This is a genomic window from Streptomyces sp. CB02400, from assembly GCF_001905725.1.
GTDB classification, from domain to species: domain Bacteria; phylum Actinomycetota; class Actinomycetes; order Streptomycetales; family Streptomycetaceae; genus Streptomyces; species Streptomyces atrovirens.
Genome location: NZ_LIWB01000008.1, coordinates 200,018 through 213,680, shown reverse-complemented (window position 1 = coordinate 213,680; position 13,663 = coordinate 200,018). Strand labels below are relative to the sequence as shown.

Below are 13,663 nucleotides of genomic sequence, written 5' to 3'. Positions count from 1 at the left end.
GGTGTCCACGTACCGCCGCCCCCTGTGGATGATCAGGACCGTGCTGCTCGAATCGCTGTCCGTCGCCGCGCTGGCCGTGGTGCTGGTGTGTGCCGTCGTCCGTCCGTTCCGCTGGCCGGAGGCGGCGTTCGCGGTGCCCGCGGCCGGCGTCGTGATCGCGACCGGCGCGATCCCACTGGCGGCGGTGCGGGAGGAGGCCGTCCGGCTCGGGCCGGTGCTCGGCTTCCTCGCCGCCGTGCTGGTGCTGGCCAGGCTCTGTGCCGACGAGGGCCTCTTCCAGGCCTGCGGGAGCTGGATGGCCCGCTGGTCCCGCCACCGGCCGCGCAGGCTGCTGGGCGCGGTCTTCGCCCTCGCCTCGCTGATCACCGCCGTGCTCAGTCTGGACGCCACCGTGGTGCTGCTGACACCGGTGGTGTTCGCCACCGCCACCCGTATGGGTGCCCGTCCGGCCCCGCACGTCTACGCGGGCGCGCACCTGTCGAACACGGCGTCGCTGCTGCTGCCGGTGTCGAACCTGACGAACCTGCTCGCGTTCACCGCCACGGGGCTGGGCTTCACCCGCTTCGCGCTGCTGATGACCCTGCCGTGGCTGGCGGCGATCGCCGTGGAGTACGCCGTCTTCCGCCGCTTCTTCGCCGCCGACCTGGACACGGCGCCCACCGCTCCCCAGATGCCGGAGAAGCCGGCGAAGCCGCCGCTCTTCGCCCTGGTGACGGTGGCCGCCACGCTCGCCGGGTTCGCCGTGGCGTCCGCGCTCGGCGTCGACCCGGCGTGGGCGGCGGCGGCCGGCGCGACCGTGATGGCCGTACGCGCCCTGACCCGCCGCCACACCACTCCGGCGGCGATCCTCCGCGCGGCCGACCTGCCGTTCCTCGCGTTCGTCCTCGCCCTCGGCGTGGTCGTACGGGCGGTCCTGGACCACGGCCTGGGCGACGCGCTCGGCGCGGTCCTCCCCGGCGGCACCACCCTCCCCGCCCTCCTGGCCACCGCGGGCCTGGCGGCACTGCTCGCCAACCTGATCAACAACCTGCCTGCGGTCCTCGCCCTCGTCCCCCTGGCCGCACCGTCCGGCCCCGGCGCGGTCCTCGCGGTCCTGCTGGGCGTCAACATCGGCCCGAACCTCACCTACGCGGGCTCCCTGGCCACCCTCCTGTGGCGCCGCATCGCCCACCACCACGCCCACGAGGTCAGCCTCAAGCGCTTCACGCTGCTGGGCCTGGCCACCGTCCCGACGGCGCTGGTGGCGTCGACGGTGGCGCTGTGGGGGTCACTGGAGCTGCTGGGCGGATGATCCCGGACGGGGATCCCGGAGACCCACGCCACATTCACGCGGACCCCGGATCAGGCTCCCGGTGACAAGCGGCACAGGCGTTCCGTCCGGTACTACCCGGAATAGTGGAAAAGTAATTGAATCCAAAAGGGACATTTAGGGCACGCGGCTGATCGATCAGCTTGAAATGGGGGGTTTCGCCCCGTACGGACCCACCGGTCAAGAGACGCGCGTCTCACACCCGATGTACGACCTTTCGTCGTAGGTCACACCTTTGCGGCTTCTGTCCGGATCCGGTTACCAAGGAACAGCCAGCGCGGCACGGACCCGTTCCGCCGATGGCTTCCCCGTCCCCTCACCCATGAGGTCTCCATGCTCCAGCGCGTCACGTCCCGTCTCCCCCGTACGTCCCTGACCCAGACCCGCGCGGCCGTCCTGGCCGCCGGCATGGGCGCCACGGTCGTCCTGGGAGTCGGGGCCGCGGTCGCCGCCGAGAACACGGCCGCGCCCGGCGCCGCCACCACCGCCCAGGCGCAGGCCGCCGCCAAGAAGGCGACCGCCTCCTGGGTCTCCCCGGTCAAGAGCTACAAGCTGTCCGCGAGCTTCGCCCAGAACGGCGGCATGTGGGCGCACAAGCACAGCGGCCAGGACTACGCCGTCCCGACCGGCACCACCGTGATGGCCGCGCACGGCGGCACCGTCGTCAAGGCCGGCCCCAACGGCGCCGGCGACGGCCCCGCCTACGGCAACGCGATCGTCATCAAGCACGGCAACGGCACGTACTCCCAGTACGCCCACCTGTCGCAGGTCAACGTGAAGGCCGGCCAGGTCGTCAAGACCGGCCAGAAGATCGCCCTGTCCGGCAACACCGGCAACTCCAGCGGCCCGCACCTGCACTTCGAGATCCGCACCACCCCGAACTACGGCTCCGCCATCGACCCGGCGAAGTTCCTGCGCTCCAACGGCGTGAGCGTCTGACCCCGGTCACACCAGCAGCACCCGAGCGACCCCGAGAACGGCCCCGCGCCGTCCTCGGGGTCACTCGTCCGAGGGGCGGGCGGTGAATCAGGCCGCGTGTTCTTCGAAGCGGAACTCGGGACTGGTGCGAGGGTCGATGCGGGCTCCGGCTTCCAGAGCCTCGGCCAGTCGCTCGATCAGCTCCAGCGTGGGGTCGACACCGCTCTCCTCGATGGCCTCGACGTCCTCTTCCGTCAGCGCGGCACGACGCGCCAGCTCCGCAGTGGTCCAGCCGAGAGCGGAACGCCGGTCGTAGACGGCCTGCGCGAAGTCCATACGGCGGCCCGCAGCCCGGTACGCCGCATCCTCACGGTGTTCCGACGGAACTTTCCAGCTCGTGTGGTACCCGCTGCTCATCAGGCCTCCTCGTCCCTACTGTAGAGGGCGTGCTCATCAGCCGGCGTGTGCTCCGCCTCGCACAGTTTCCTCGCTCGCTGCGCTCTCAGGACTTCGTCCCGTTCCCGCATCCGGGTCTTGCGGAAGACGGTGAGGAGGACCGCGCGGCGCTGCGGGGCGAACCAGTAAGTGACGCGCATCGGGCCGATGCGTAGTTCCCGCAGCCCATCGCCGAGGTGGCTGGCGAGTGGAAACGGCATTGCGGGCCCGTCGATGGCAAGCCGGTCCGCAAAACGTTCAGCGGCTCTGTAGTCCGGCAGTGAGAGGGTCGCCAGCCATGTCCGGACCTCGGGCTCGACCTCGATGGTGTAGAAATCCGGGTCCGGCGGTTCCGACATGACCGTTCCGTTCGTGGGGCGGGGTGGTGGACGAGTCTTGCGACGTCCACACAAACGGTCGGTCGGCTGCTCTTGATGCGGACTGCCCGAAATTCACACGATCAGGTAGCGGCCCAGAGCCGGAAGGCCCGGTTCCTCCGCCCACACCTTCCTCCCGCAGGAGCTTCCTCGAACCAAACCCGCCGGGAGATCACCGATGCCGGCCGGGCACGTGAGGGCTACCAGGAGACCAGACGTGCCTACCTGTTCAGCAAGGCAGATCGCCCCCGACAACGACCTCTCGGTGACCTTCACGTCCCAGGCCGCCTGATGCCGAGGACGAAGCCCGGGGTCAGCCCTCGGACGCGTACGGGACGAAACGCGCCCACGTGTCGGGGGTGAAGGTGAGGCGGGGGCCAGCGGTGTTCTTGGAGTCGCGGACGTGGATGGTGCCGGGGGTGAGGGCGAGTTCGACGCAGGAATTGCCGTCGTTGCCACCGCTGTAGCTGCTCTTGAACCAAGCCAGCTCAGAGGCGTCCCCGGCGGTGGACTTGCGGATCATGTTTCTCCCAGCAGTTGTTCGATGAAAGCCAGTGACTCGCGTGGAGAGAGTGCCTGAGCCCGGATCGTGCCATACCGCAGCTCAAGAATGCGCAGTTGCCTCGGATCGGAGGTCGGCCGCCCGTTGAACGCACCGTCGGAGCGGCCCACCGCTGTACCGTCAGCGAACTTCAGCAGCTCGATCCTGCCGTCCATCCCGGAGTGGGTGTCACAGTTCATCGGCATAACCTGAAGCACGACGTTGTGCAACCGCCCCACCTCCGACAAACGCTCAAGCTGCTGACGCCAAACCATCTTCCCCCCGATGGGGCGACGTAGCACCCCCTCCTCCAGGACGAAGCTGAGCGCCGGGGCCGGGTCACGCTCGAAGATCGCCCGCCGATCCAGACGAGCGGCCACCATGCGCTCCACGTCGTCCGGCGAGTACGGAGGTTGCGCCGCTCCGATCACCGCCCTCGCGTGTTCTGGCGTCTGCAACAACCCAGCGACGATGTTGCACTCGTACAGCCCGATCTCGACCGCCTTCGCCTCCAACTTTCCCAGCGCCCGAACCTCCTTCGGGTACCGGACCTTCTTCACGTCCTCCCAGGCCGCCGCGATCAACCCGCCCGTGCCCAGGACCTCGTCCGTCTTGTCCAGGAACTCCTGCCGAGGGATCCGCTTGCCGCCCTCGATCTTGTAGACCATGTCCTCGCCGTAGCCGACGATCCGCCCGAACTCGGCGGCCCGCATCCCCGCCGCCTCGCGGCGCAGCTTCAGCTGGCGTCCGACGGTCGTGATGACCGCGACGCCCCACTCGTCGTCCGGGTCCACCTCCCAACCGGGTTCGTCCGCCTCTTCCTTGAGCCGACCCGCTTCCGCATCGACCGCCGTCATGCCGCACCTCTCCTTCGGAACCGTCCGTGACGCACCCGGCGCCCTACCCGTACCAACCGTCGGAACAGCCCCGACAGCACCGGACAACCACCGGACAGTGACCGTACGTACGCGCTGAGTAACTCATCACGGTACGCGGATCCGGCCACGCTGAGTGATGTGAATCAGCGAACTGCCGAACCCACCACCCCCGTCCGCAACTTCAGCGTGCTGCTCTCCCCAACGCCACGCGGCGCCCACCAAGCCCGGCGACTGGGAGCGGGCCAACTACGTTCCTGGGGGATGCCCGTGGACCCGGCCCGTCAGGTCATCGCGGAGCTGGCCGCCAACGCGACGACCCACGGCCGTGTCGCGGGACGGGACTTCCGGCTCACGCTCCACGTCGTGGCCGACACCCTCCGTATCGAGGTCACCGACACCCGCGGCGAGCGCCTGCCCGAGCTCCGGCCGCCCTCCTCCGACACCGAGTCGGGCCGGGGCCTGCTCCTCGTGGAAGCGCTCGCGGACCGCTGGGGCGTGACCGAGGGCCGCTTCCCGCGCAAGACCGTCTGGGCCGAACTGCGGTTCCCCTCAGGCCGAACGCCATAGGTCCTTCGATTGGCGCATTTCTCCATCCCAGGAGCGCGAAAACCGAGGTGAACGGGCCATTCCGTTGGAGATCCGCTCCTCTGACCACCCTCACGGCACCGGAACCCGGGAACCGAAGCTCCGGTGCCGTCGGCGCCTTCCCCAAGCAAGAACTTCGGGGAAAGCACCCCACCAAGCCCCACCCTTTCCCGTCCGAGGCACGTGATCACTCGGGTGGGTGAACATCACCGGCTCAGCTGGATTTTCGGACCCCCAACGCCTCTACGCTCAGCGCACACCACCCGAAAAGACTTCGGCCCCCGCCGGGACTGGCATCCCGGTGCGAGGGCCTAACCACCCAGGAAACGAGACCTTTCCCGATGGATACCCAAAACACTAGCGCGCCCCCACCCGCCCGGTCAGCCCCCGCCGGCAATCCGACCCGATCGCGTCACCACACCGGCGGCGTCATCCACGACAACACCCGCCACACCACCCGCTTCGTGGTGATCGGCAACCACCTCACCCAGCACCCCGAGCTGTCCCTGCTCGCCATCGGCCTCGGCTGCCACATCCAGTCCCTGCCCACCGGCACCCCCGTGGACATCAAGAGCCTCGCCGCACGCTTCAAAGAAGGCACCAAACGCATCGCCGACGCCCTGCGCGAACTGGAGACCCACGGCTACCTCCGCCGCGAACGCGTCCGCACCCCCACCGGCCGCATCATCACCCGCCCGTCACGGCCTCCGCACCTGCGACGGCTGCGACCGCGCCTTCCGCGCCCCCGAAACCGAAACCCACTGCCGCGACTGCCGTGCAGCCACCGCTCGCCCCGGAAGCCAGTAAGGAAACCCATGGTCAGCCCGCCCCATGAGGCGATGCACCGCATCTTCCAGCACGACCCCGGACTCTTCAGCCGCGTCTCGCGCTTCCTCGGAGTCGACATCCCCACCCCGGTGAAGGCGACAGCCCTACCGACCGACCTGACGGAGACCAACCCCGTCGAACGCCGGGTCGACACACTCCTCCGCTTCGAGACCGCGGAGCAGGGCCCGTTCCTCCTGGCCATCGAGGCTCAGGGCAGGAAACACCCGGACAAGCCGGCGAGCTGGGCGTACTACACCGCGTACCTGTGGTCGAAGTACCGGCTGCCCACGGCCCTCCTGGTCGTCTGCCAGGACCACGCCACGGCCAAATGGGCCCAGCAGTCGGTGAGCTGCGGACCGCCCCAGATGCCCACCCTCACCCTTCGCCCCATGGTCGCCGGTCCGCACAACATGCCCGTGATCACCGATCCGGAAGAAGCCCGCGCCGACCTGGCCCTGGCCAGCCTGGCGGCCATCACACACGCTGCCGAACCGGTCGTCGATGCGATACTGAAGGCCCTGTCCACCGCACTGCGGGACGAGCCCAAAGACATCGCGAGTCCCCTGATCGAATTCACCGCACAGGGCCTGGGCAAGAACCCGGCCAAGCACCTCTGGAGGAACCTGGTGGCCGTGGACCTCTCCTTCTACAAGTCCTACCTCGCCGAAGAGGTTCGAGAAGAAGTCCGAAAAGAAGTCCGCGAGGAAGTCCAGCGCGAGGTCCGGCAGGAAGTCCGCGAGGAAGTCCAGCGCGAGGTCCGGCAGGAAGTCCGCGAGGAAGTCCAGCGCGAGGTCCGGCAGGAAGTCCGCGAGGAAGTCCAGCGCGAGGTCCGGCAGGAAGTCCGCGAAGAGGCCCGCGTCAAGGACCGTGCCGAGGACATCCTGTTCGTCCTGGAGCAGCGCGGACTCGACATCTCCGACGACGTCCGCAGCCGCATCACGGACTGCACCGACCCCGAGCTCCTCCGCCTCTGGCTCGCCCGCGCCCTCGCCGCCCCGAAGGCCGAAAAGGTCTTCGAGGACGCGTGACCGAACCCGTTCCACGCCCCGAGCAGGCGCCCGAAGCCCTGCGGGAGCCGAGTACCGCCCCGGGCGAGGCCCTGAGGGCGGTACGCGTCCGAGCCGTGCCGCCCCCGGCCGGTGCTAGGAGTGCCCCAGCTCCGCCGACGACGCGTCCTCCGTCGCCGGGACCGAGCCGGAGTCGGGGGCCGGGCGGAGGGGGAACGGGTCGACGCGGGTCTCGTCGATGACCGGCGGGGCCGGCTGCGGGGGCTTCGGCATGACCGCGGCCTCGGAGTGGCCGCCGCAGCCGTAGGCCAGGGAGACGACGTGGCCGTCGGCCGGGGAGAACTCGTTGGCGCACACCCCGAACGCCTGGCCCAGCGAGCCGCCGATCGGGGTGAGGAAGCCGCACGACACGCAGGAGGCGGGGGCCGCCTGCGCCATCGGGGTCTTCGCGCCGAACGACTCCTCCCAGCGGTCGGCGGCGCTGTGCAGGCCGTAGCGGGACAGGACCCGGGCGCGGCGCATGCCGAGTTCCTCGGCGACCGCCGCGATCGAGCCGCGGGACGGGGTGACGGGCAGGTTGGCCGGGGCGCCGGCCGTGACCTCGGCGTCCTCCGCCTCCACCAGGTCGGCCATCTCGTGGGAGACCGCGGAGCTCGGCGGCGGCTCCTCCTCGCCGGAGAAACCGGGCTCCAGGCGCAGGTCCTCGGCCTCGGTGGGGAGGAGGTCGCCGGGGCCCATGTCGCCGGGGCGCAGCCGCTCGCTCCACGGCACCCACTCCGGTGCGAGGACCGCGTCGGGGCCGGGCAGCAGCACCGCCTCGTCGACCGTGACGATCTTGGCGCGGGAGGCGCGGGCCACGGTGACGGCCCAGCGCCAGCCGCGGTAGCCGGGCTCGTGGCACCCGAAGAAGTGGGTGACGACGCGGTCGCCCTCGGAGATCAGGCCCTCGTGTTCGCCCACGACCCCGGGCGCGGCGGCCTCCTTGGCTGCGGCGCGGGCGAGGTCGACGGCCTCGGCGCACAGACGGTCGGGGGTGCGGCTTCGCGTTGTCGCTGCGCTCACAGGTATCGCTTCTCTCCTACGCCGTCTCACGAGTGCGCCACTCCCAGCACGGGGGGCGGACGGAGCGGACAGTGGGACCGCGTCGACGTCCGCGCAACAACGTGCTCGGGCGCGCCTCCATCCATTCTGCGGGATGGCTGAGATACGCACGCTACCTTCTCGCGTGCGCTGGGCCTACACCGACGGTTGTTACGGAGTCCCGCGCGCCGGTTTCCGGGGGCGGCCGACCGCCTCCGGCGACGTGTTCCCGTCGGCCTCCGGCATTCGGCCGTACAGCCGCACCACGGCGGCGTCCATGGCGATACGGCATTACACACGGCCTTCTCGGGGCACTATGGCGTCGTGGCTACCGCGAGGACACCCCAGGGCGCCACCGGGACCGGTGGGCCGAAAGGGGTCAGGGGCAGCGGCCGACGCTCCGGGACGAGCCGGGCGGGCGGCCGTCTTCGCGCGTTCGGGCGCGCCCTGCACTTCCCGGTGACCAGAACCGCGCGAGGGATCCGCCGGGCGACCCACGCGCACGGCGCCGGGGAGTCCGGGCTCGGCAAGCTGATCGAGCTGCACGGCGTGAACGGCGCCGGCGATGTCATGATCACGGTCGCGCTGGCGTCCACCGTGTTCTTCTCCGTGCCGACCGACGAGGCGCGCGGACGTGTCGCCCTCTACCTCGCCATCACCATGGCACCGTTCACCCTCCTCGCCCCGGTGATCGGCCCGCTCCTGGACCGCCTCCCGCACGGCCGTCGCGCCGCCATGGCCGGCGCGATGCTCGCCCGGGCGCTGCTCGCGCTGGTCCTGTCCGGCGCGGTGATCACCGGCGGGCTGGAGCTGTACCCGGCGGCGCTGGGCGTACTGGTGGCGTCCAAGGCGTACGGGGTGGTCAGGAGCGCGGTCGTGCCGCGGCTGCTGCCGCCCGCCTTCTCCCTGGTGAAGGCGAACTCGCGGGTCACGCTCGGCGGGCTGCTGGCGACCGGGATCGCCGCGCCGATCGGCGCGGGCCTGCAACAGGTCGGGCCGCGCTGGCCGCTGTACGGGGCGTTCGCGATCTTCGTGGCGGGGATGTTCCTGTCCTTCCGGCTGCCGCCGAAGGTGGACTCCGCGAAGGGCGAGGACGTGGCGCTGCTCGCCGCCGACGAGCGGCATCTGCACGGCCCGCGCGGCAAGGCGGAGAAACGTCCCGGCCTGCGGACGGTCGGCCCGGCCGTCACCCACGCGCTCGGCGCCAACGCCTCCATCCGCTGCCTCACCGGCTTCCTGATCTTCTTCCTCGCCTTCCTGCTGCGCGAGCACCCGATGACGGGGCAGAGCGCCGCCGTGTCCCTCGGCATAGTGGGTGTGGCGGCGGGGGCGGGCAACGCGCTCGGCACGGCGGTCGGGGCGTGGCTGCGGTCGCGCGCCCCGGAGATCATCATCGTGACGGTGGTGGCGTGTGTGGCGAGTGCGGCGATCCTGGCCGCGGCGTTCTTCGGCGCGGTCCTGGTGGCGTGTCTCGCCGCGGTCGCCGGGTTCGCGCAGGCGCTGGCCAAGCTGTCGCTGGACGCGCTGATCCAGCGGGACGTGCCCGAGCTGGTGCGGACGTCGGCGTTCGCGCGCTCGGAGACACTGCTGCAGATGTCGTGGGTGCTGGGCGGCGCGATCGGCATCGCGATGCCGCTGATCGGCACGCTGGGGCTGGCGGTGGGCGCGACGATCGTCGCCGCGGGCTGGCTGACCACGGTCCGCGGGCTGATCCGTTCGGCCCGGCAGGGGAACGCGGGGCGGGCGCGAGTGGCGTAACGGCGCGGCCACGCCGTACCCCCGCATGGGAAGTGTGGCGGACGCGCCAGATAGCCTTCGCCCCATGACCACGTTGCCCCGCGGCGCAGCCGCTCTGAGTCACCGCGCTGTGCGACGCCGCCGTGCCGTCGCCGCCGTCGGCGCCGTATCCGCCGGACTGCTCGTCCTGGCCGCCTGTGACAAGCCGACGTCGATGGCCACCATCACGGTGGGCAGCGACTCGGTGAGCTCGGAGGCCACCTGCGGTGGCGAGGGCGAGGCCCTGAACGCCGAGACGCTCAACAAGTGCCTGCAGGACAAGGGCATCGACGAGATCGACGTCGACCCCACCAAGGAAGTGCGCTTCGGCGTCGACCCGGAGATCGCCGACAACGGCTGGACCATCCTGATGAACGGTCAGCCGCTGGTCGACTCCAGCAAGAAGACCTACCAGGTCATCCCGGGCAGCGTGTTCTTCAACGCCCAGTACGGCGCCCAGGGCGACTCGACCCTGGTGTCGATCAAGGAGGGCGAGAACGAGGCCACGGGGCTGTGGTCCTTCCGGCTGAAGAAGAAGGAAGACTGATCAGTCTGAGCACGTCGTCCTCACGCGTTCTCGTGGCCACCGCGGTCCCCGTCGAGCGGGACGCGGTGGCCGGGGCGTTCCCCGGGGACGTGGAGCAGGTGCGCCTTCCCGGGGTGAGCCTGGTCCGGACGGGCGGCGGGTGTGATCTGGTGGCCACCGGTGTCGGACCCGCCTCGGCCGCCGCCTCCACCGCCGCCGCACTCACCGCCGCCGCGCTCGACGGCGCCCCCTACGGTCTCGTCGTCTGCGCCGGTATCGGCGGGGGTTTCCAGCCCGAGGCGCCGGTCGGCTCGCTCGTCGTCTCCCACACGATCGCCGTGGCCGATCTCGGCGCCGAGACCGCGGACGGTTTCCTCCCCGTCACCGAACTGGGCTTCGGGCACGTCGCGCATCACTCCCCGAGTTCACTCGTGCGGGAGGCCGTCCGAGTGACGGACGCCCGCCCCGGCACCGTCCTCACCGTCTCCACCGTCACCGGCACCGCCGACCGTGCCGCCGAACTGCGCGCCCGGCACCCGAACGCCCTCGCCGAGGGCATGGAGGGTTTCGGTGTGGCCGAGGCGGCCGTCGCACAGGGGCGGCCCGTGCTGGAGATACGGGCGGTGTCGAACCCCGTCGGCCCGCGCGACCGCGCCGCCTGGCGCATCGGCGACGCCCTGACGGCCCTCACCGAGGGCTTCGGGAAGCTCGCGCCCGTCCTGGAGAGTTGGATTCAGCATGACCAGCATGACCAGCATGACCACCCCTGAGCAGCAGCTGCGGATCGCCTACTCGCCCTGCCCGAACGACACCTTCGTCTTCGACGCCCTCGCCCACGGCCGTGTCCCCGGCGCGCCCGCCGTCGACGTGACGTTCGCCGACATCGACCTCACCAACGGCATGGCCGAGCGCGGTGAGCTGGACGTGCTGAAGGTGTCGTACGCGGTGCTGCCGTACGTCCTCGACGAGTACGCCCTGCTGCCCTGCGGGGGCGCGCTGGGGCGGGGCTGCGGGCCGCTGGTGCTGACCAGGGAGGCCGGGGTGGACCTGACCGGCCGTACGGTCGCCGTGCCGAGCGAGCGGTCGACGGCGTACCTGCTGTTCCGGCTGTGGGCGGCGGATGTTGTACCGGGTGGGGTGGGAGAGATCGTGGTGATGCCGTTCCACGAGATCATGCCCGCCGTGCGGGACGGGAAGGTCGACGCGGGACTCGTCATCCACGAGGCCCGCTTCACGTACCAGGGCTACGGGCTGCACCGGCTCGCCGACATGGGTGAGCACTGGGAGCGGACCACCGGGCTGCCGATCCCGCTGGGCGCGATCATCGCGAAGCGGTCGCTGGGCGAGGAGACGCTGACGCGGCTCGCCGAGTCCATTCGTACGTCGGTACGGATGGCCTGGGACGAGCCGGAGGTGTCGCGTCCGTACGTCATGGAGCACGCCCAGGAGATGGACCCGGCCGTCGCCGACCAGCACATCGGGCTGTACGTCAACGAGTTCACGGCCGGTCTCGGCGAGGACGGCTACGCGGCCGTACGGGGGCTGCTCACGCGTGCGGCGGCCGAGGGACTGGTGCCGCCCCTCGGCCCGGACGCGCTGCGGTTTCCCTGAGCCGGCTCTAGACGTCGAGCTGGTCGGCGACCGCGCGGAGCAGGCCGGCGATCTTCTTGCCGGCCGCACGGTCGGGGTAGCGGCCCCGCTCCAGTGACGGCGTGATGTTCTCCAGCAGGGTCGTCAGGTCCTGGACGATGGAGGCCAGCTCGTCCGGCTTCTTGCGCTGGGCCGCCGCGACCGAAGGGGCCGGGTCCAGGACGGTCAGGGAGAGGGCCTGGTCGCCGCGCTGTCCGGCGACCACACCGAACTCGACGCGCTGGCCCGGCTTGAGGGCCTCGACTCCGGCGGGGAGGACCGAGGAATGCACGAAGACGTCTCCGCCGTCGTCACGGGAGAGAAAGCCGAAGCCCTTCTCACTGTTGAACCACTTGACCTTGCCGGTGGGCACGTCTGTCCTCGTCCTCGTACTCGTCGGGAAAACTGCTTCGGAAAACGGCTCTTGATAGCACTCGGGCGGGCCCGATGACCCGCCGGTACCAAGGCTAATGGTCTTCAGGCCGGTGACAAGACGTCACCCGGTTGTTCCTTCGCGCTGGGAACTACCCTGGTCCGGTGCGTGACAAAACCCAAGCGAATTCCCCCGCGCCCGGTGACGGTCTGGTCCGTGCCGGTGCCATCGTCTTCTTCGTCGGTGCTGTGGCCACTCTGGTCACCGTGGCCCCCTTGTTCCTCGGGACGACGCCCTTTCCCACGTACATGTTCGGGCTGAGCATGTTCATGGCCGTCGGATTCCTGATGGCCGGCGCGGGCGTACTGCGTTCGGCCGCGGTGGGGCGCCGCCGGGCGCGGGCGGGGCAGGTTTCCGGTCCGGTTTCCTGAGCGGTTTCCGGTCAGCGGCCCGAGCAGTAGTCCGAAAACCACCGCGGGAATTCCGGCAGACCGGTGAGGACGACGTCCGCGCCGGCCTCGCGCAGCTCCGTGGCGTCGCAGGGACCGCTGGCGACGGCGACGGACAGCGCGCCGGCGGTCCGCGCGCCGCGCACGTCGCCCACGTGGTCGCCGACGTAGACGGTGGCCTCGTGCTCGCGCAGCGCGAGCGCCTTCTGCTCGGCCCACAGGTTGCCGATCACGGCGTCCGGCTCGATGCCGAGGTGGGCCAGGTGCAGTTTGGCGTTGGGCTCGTACTTGGCGGTGACGACGATCGCCCGCCCGCCCGCCTCCCGTACGGCGGCTATCGCCTCACGGGCGCCGGGAAGGGCGGGTGTGGCGGTGATGGCGTACGTCGGGTACATGGCCCGGTAGAGGTCCGCCATCTCGTCGACCCGCTCGGCCGGGAACCAGTTGAGCAGCTCGTCCACCAGCGGCGGGCCGAGGCGGGTGACCGCGAGGTCGGCGTCGATGTACGTCCCGGTCCGCTCGGCCAGTGCGAGGTAGCAGGCGCGGATGCCGGGGCGGGAGTCGATGAGCGTCATGTCGAGATCGAAGCCGACGGTGGGCGGGAGGAGGGTGGTGATGGCCATGCGCGCCATTGTCCCAACACCGCGGCCGCGGACAGGCGTGCCGCCCGTGACTGCGGGCAGTCGCGCCGCCCACCGCCGCAGCCGCGGGCAGTCGCGCCGCAGCCCCCGCAGCCCCCGTAGCCGCGGGCAGTCGTGCCGCAGTCCAGTCCCCGTAGCTGCGGGCAGTCGTGCCGCTGGGGCGGCACGGGTGGGCGCAGCGGCACCTGGCAAGCGCCGTGAGCGCAGCAGACGCCCGGGGTGGATCGCCCCCGCCGCCCCTTCCCATTCCCGTCCCCGGGGGCGCCGCCCCCGGACCCCCGCTCCTCAAACGCCGGAGGGGCTGAATGGTG

The 13,663-nt window shown here is 70.9% G+C and carries 16 protein-coding genes and 1 pseudogene; 10 read left to right on the top strand and 7 right to left on the bottom strand.

All coding sequences use genetic code 11. The features are described 5' to 3' along the window. Positions 1-28 precede the first annotated feature (28 nt). On the top strand, positions 29-1,291 hold the full coding sequence (locus AMK33_RS21020) for an SLC13 family permease (RefSeq protein WP_201263059.1): 1,263 nt from the start codon (positions 29-31) through the stop codon (positions 1,289-1,291). 351 nt (positions 1,292-1,642) lie between these two features. Next, a complete protein-coding gene (locus tag AMK33_RS21015) occupies positions 1,643-2,248 on the top strand; it encodes a M23 family metallopeptidase (RefSeq protein WP_073934428.1) in 606 nt (201 codons plus the stop codon). A gap of 87 nt (positions 2,249-2,335) precedes the next feature. Here AMK33_RS21015 and AMK33_RS21010 read toward each other — a convergent pair whose 3' ends face one another. From AMK33_RS21010 to AMK33_RS20990, 4 genes are all read right to left on the bottom strand, one after another. Beyond that, positions 2,336-2,644 carry a helix-turn-helix domain-containing protein gene (locus tag AMK33_RS21010; protein ID WP_073934427.1) on the bottom strand — a complete coding sequence of 103 codons (309 nt, stop codon included), beginning with the start codon at positions 2,642-2,644 and terminating at the stop codon, positions 2,336-2,338. After that, a complete protein-coding gene (locus AMK33_RS21005; RefSeq protein WP_073934426.1) occupies positions 2,644-3,021 on the bottom strand; it encodes a type II toxin-antitoxin system RelE/ParE family toxin in 378 nt (125 codons plus the stop codon). The genes AMK33_RS21010 and AMK33_RS21005 overlap by 1 nt, the downstream gene beginning before the upstream one ends. A 331-nt stretch (positions 3,022-3,352) precedes the next feature. Then, entirely contained in the window at positions 3,353-3,562 is a 210-nt protein-coding gene (locus AMK33_RS20995; protein ID WP_073934425.1) for a DUF397 domain-containing protein, read from the bottom strand. After that, positions 3,559-4,437, bottom strand: coding sequence for a helix-turn-helix domain-containing protein (locus AMK33_RS20990; protein WP_073934424.1), 879 nt, complete (start codon positions 4,435-4,437; stop codon positions 3,559-3,561). Before AMK33_RS20990 ends, AMK33_RS20995 begins: the two co-directional genes overlap by 4 nt. Before the next feature lie 159 nt (positions 4,438-4,596). Here AMK33_RS20990 and AMK33_RS20985 point away from each other — a divergent pair, with 159 nt between their 5' ends. The 3 genes and pseudogenes from AMK33_RS20985 (at position 4,597) to AMK33_RS20975 (ending at position 6,899) form a co-directional block, all read left to right on the top strand. Continuing rightward, positions 4,597-5,025 carry an ATP-binding protein gene (locus AMK33_RS20985; protein ID WP_073934423.1) on the top strand — a complete coding sequence of 143 codons (429 nt, stop codon included), beginning with the start codon at positions 4,597-4,599 and terminating at the stop codon, positions 5,023-5,025. Positions 5,026-5,384: 359 nt separating this feature from the next. Further along, positions 5,385-5,738: pseudogene (locus tag AMK33_RS20980) on the top strand (helix-turn-helix domain-containing protein); the annotation flags it as partial. A 120-nt stretch (positions 5,739-5,858) separates the two neighbouring features. Then, positions 5,859-6,899 carry a hypothetical protein gene (locus AMK33_RS20975; RefSeq protein WP_073934551.1) on the top strand — a complete coding sequence of 347 codons (1,041 nt, stop codon included), beginning with the start codon at positions 5,859-5,861 and terminating at the stop codon, positions 6,897-6,899. A gap of 114 nt (positions 6,900-7,013) precedes the next feature. On the opposite strand, the gene AMK33_RS20970 is transcribed toward AMK33_RS20975, so the two are convergent. Next, positions 7,014-7,940 (bottom strand): DUF3027 domain-containing protein, encoded by a 927-nt coding sequence (locus AMK33_RS20970; RefSeq protein ID WP_073934422.1) that lies wholly within the window; start codon positions 7,938-7,940, stop codon positions 7,014-7,016. A 342-nt stretch (positions 7,941-8,282) separates the two neighbouring features. Here AMK33_RS20970 and AMK33_RS20965 point away from each other — a divergent pair, with 342 nt between their 5' ends. From AMK33_RS20965 to AMK33_RS20950, 4 genes are all read left to right on the top strand, one after another. Then, a complete protein-coding gene (locus AMK33_RS20965; protein ID WP_073934421.1) occupies positions 8,283-9,716 on the top strand; it encodes an MFS transporter in 1,434 nt (477 codons plus the stop codon). 64 nt (positions 9,717-9,780) lie between these two features. Then, positions 9,781-10,281: a DUF2703 domain-containing protein gene (locus tag AMK33_RS20960; protein WP_235618152.1), complete on the top strand. Its 501-nt coding sequence runs from the start codon at positions 9,781-9,783 to the stop codon at positions 10,279-10,281. Between the two features lie 5 nt (positions 10,282-10,286). Beyond that, entirely contained in the window at positions 10,287-11,030 is a 744-nt protein-coding gene (locus AMK33_RS20955) for a futalosine hydrolase (RefSeq protein WP_073934550.1), read from the top strand. Further along, positions 11,017-11,871, top strand: a complete 855-nt coding sequence (locus AMK33_RS20950; protein ID WP_073934419.1) for a 1,4-dihydroxy-6-naphthoate synthase — start codon at positions 11,017-11,019, stop codon at positions 11,869-11,871. Before AMK33_RS20955 ends, AMK33_RS20950 begins: the two co-directional genes overlap by 14 nt. A 7-nt stretch (positions 11,872-11,878) precedes the next feature. Here the strand turns inward: AMK33_RS20950 and AMK33_RS44915 are convergent, their stop codons facing one another. Further along, a complete protein-coding gene (locus AMK33_RS44915) occupies positions 11,879-12,262 on the bottom strand; it encodes a cold-shock protein (RefSeq protein ID WP_030864536.1) in 384 nt (127 codons plus the stop codon). Between the two features lie 164 nt (positions 12,263-12,426). Between AMK33_RS44915 and AMK33_RS20940 the strand changes: the two genes are divergently transcribed. Continuing rightward, positions 12,427-12,693: a hypothetical protein gene (locus tag AMK33_RS20940; protein ID WP_073934418.1), complete on the top strand. Its 267-nt coding sequence runs from the start codon at positions 12,427-12,429 to the stop codon at positions 12,691-12,693. 11 nt (positions 12,694-12,704) lie between these two features. Here AMK33_RS20940 and AMK33_RS20935 read toward each other — a convergent pair whose 3' ends face one another. Further along, on the bottom strand, positions 12,705-13,334 hold the full coding sequence (locus AMK33_RS20935; RefSeq protein ID WP_073934417.1) for an HAD family hydrolase: 630 nt from the start codon (positions 13,332-13,334) through the stop codon (positions 12,705-12,707). Between the last annotated feature and the right edge of the window lie 329 nt (positions 13,335-13,663).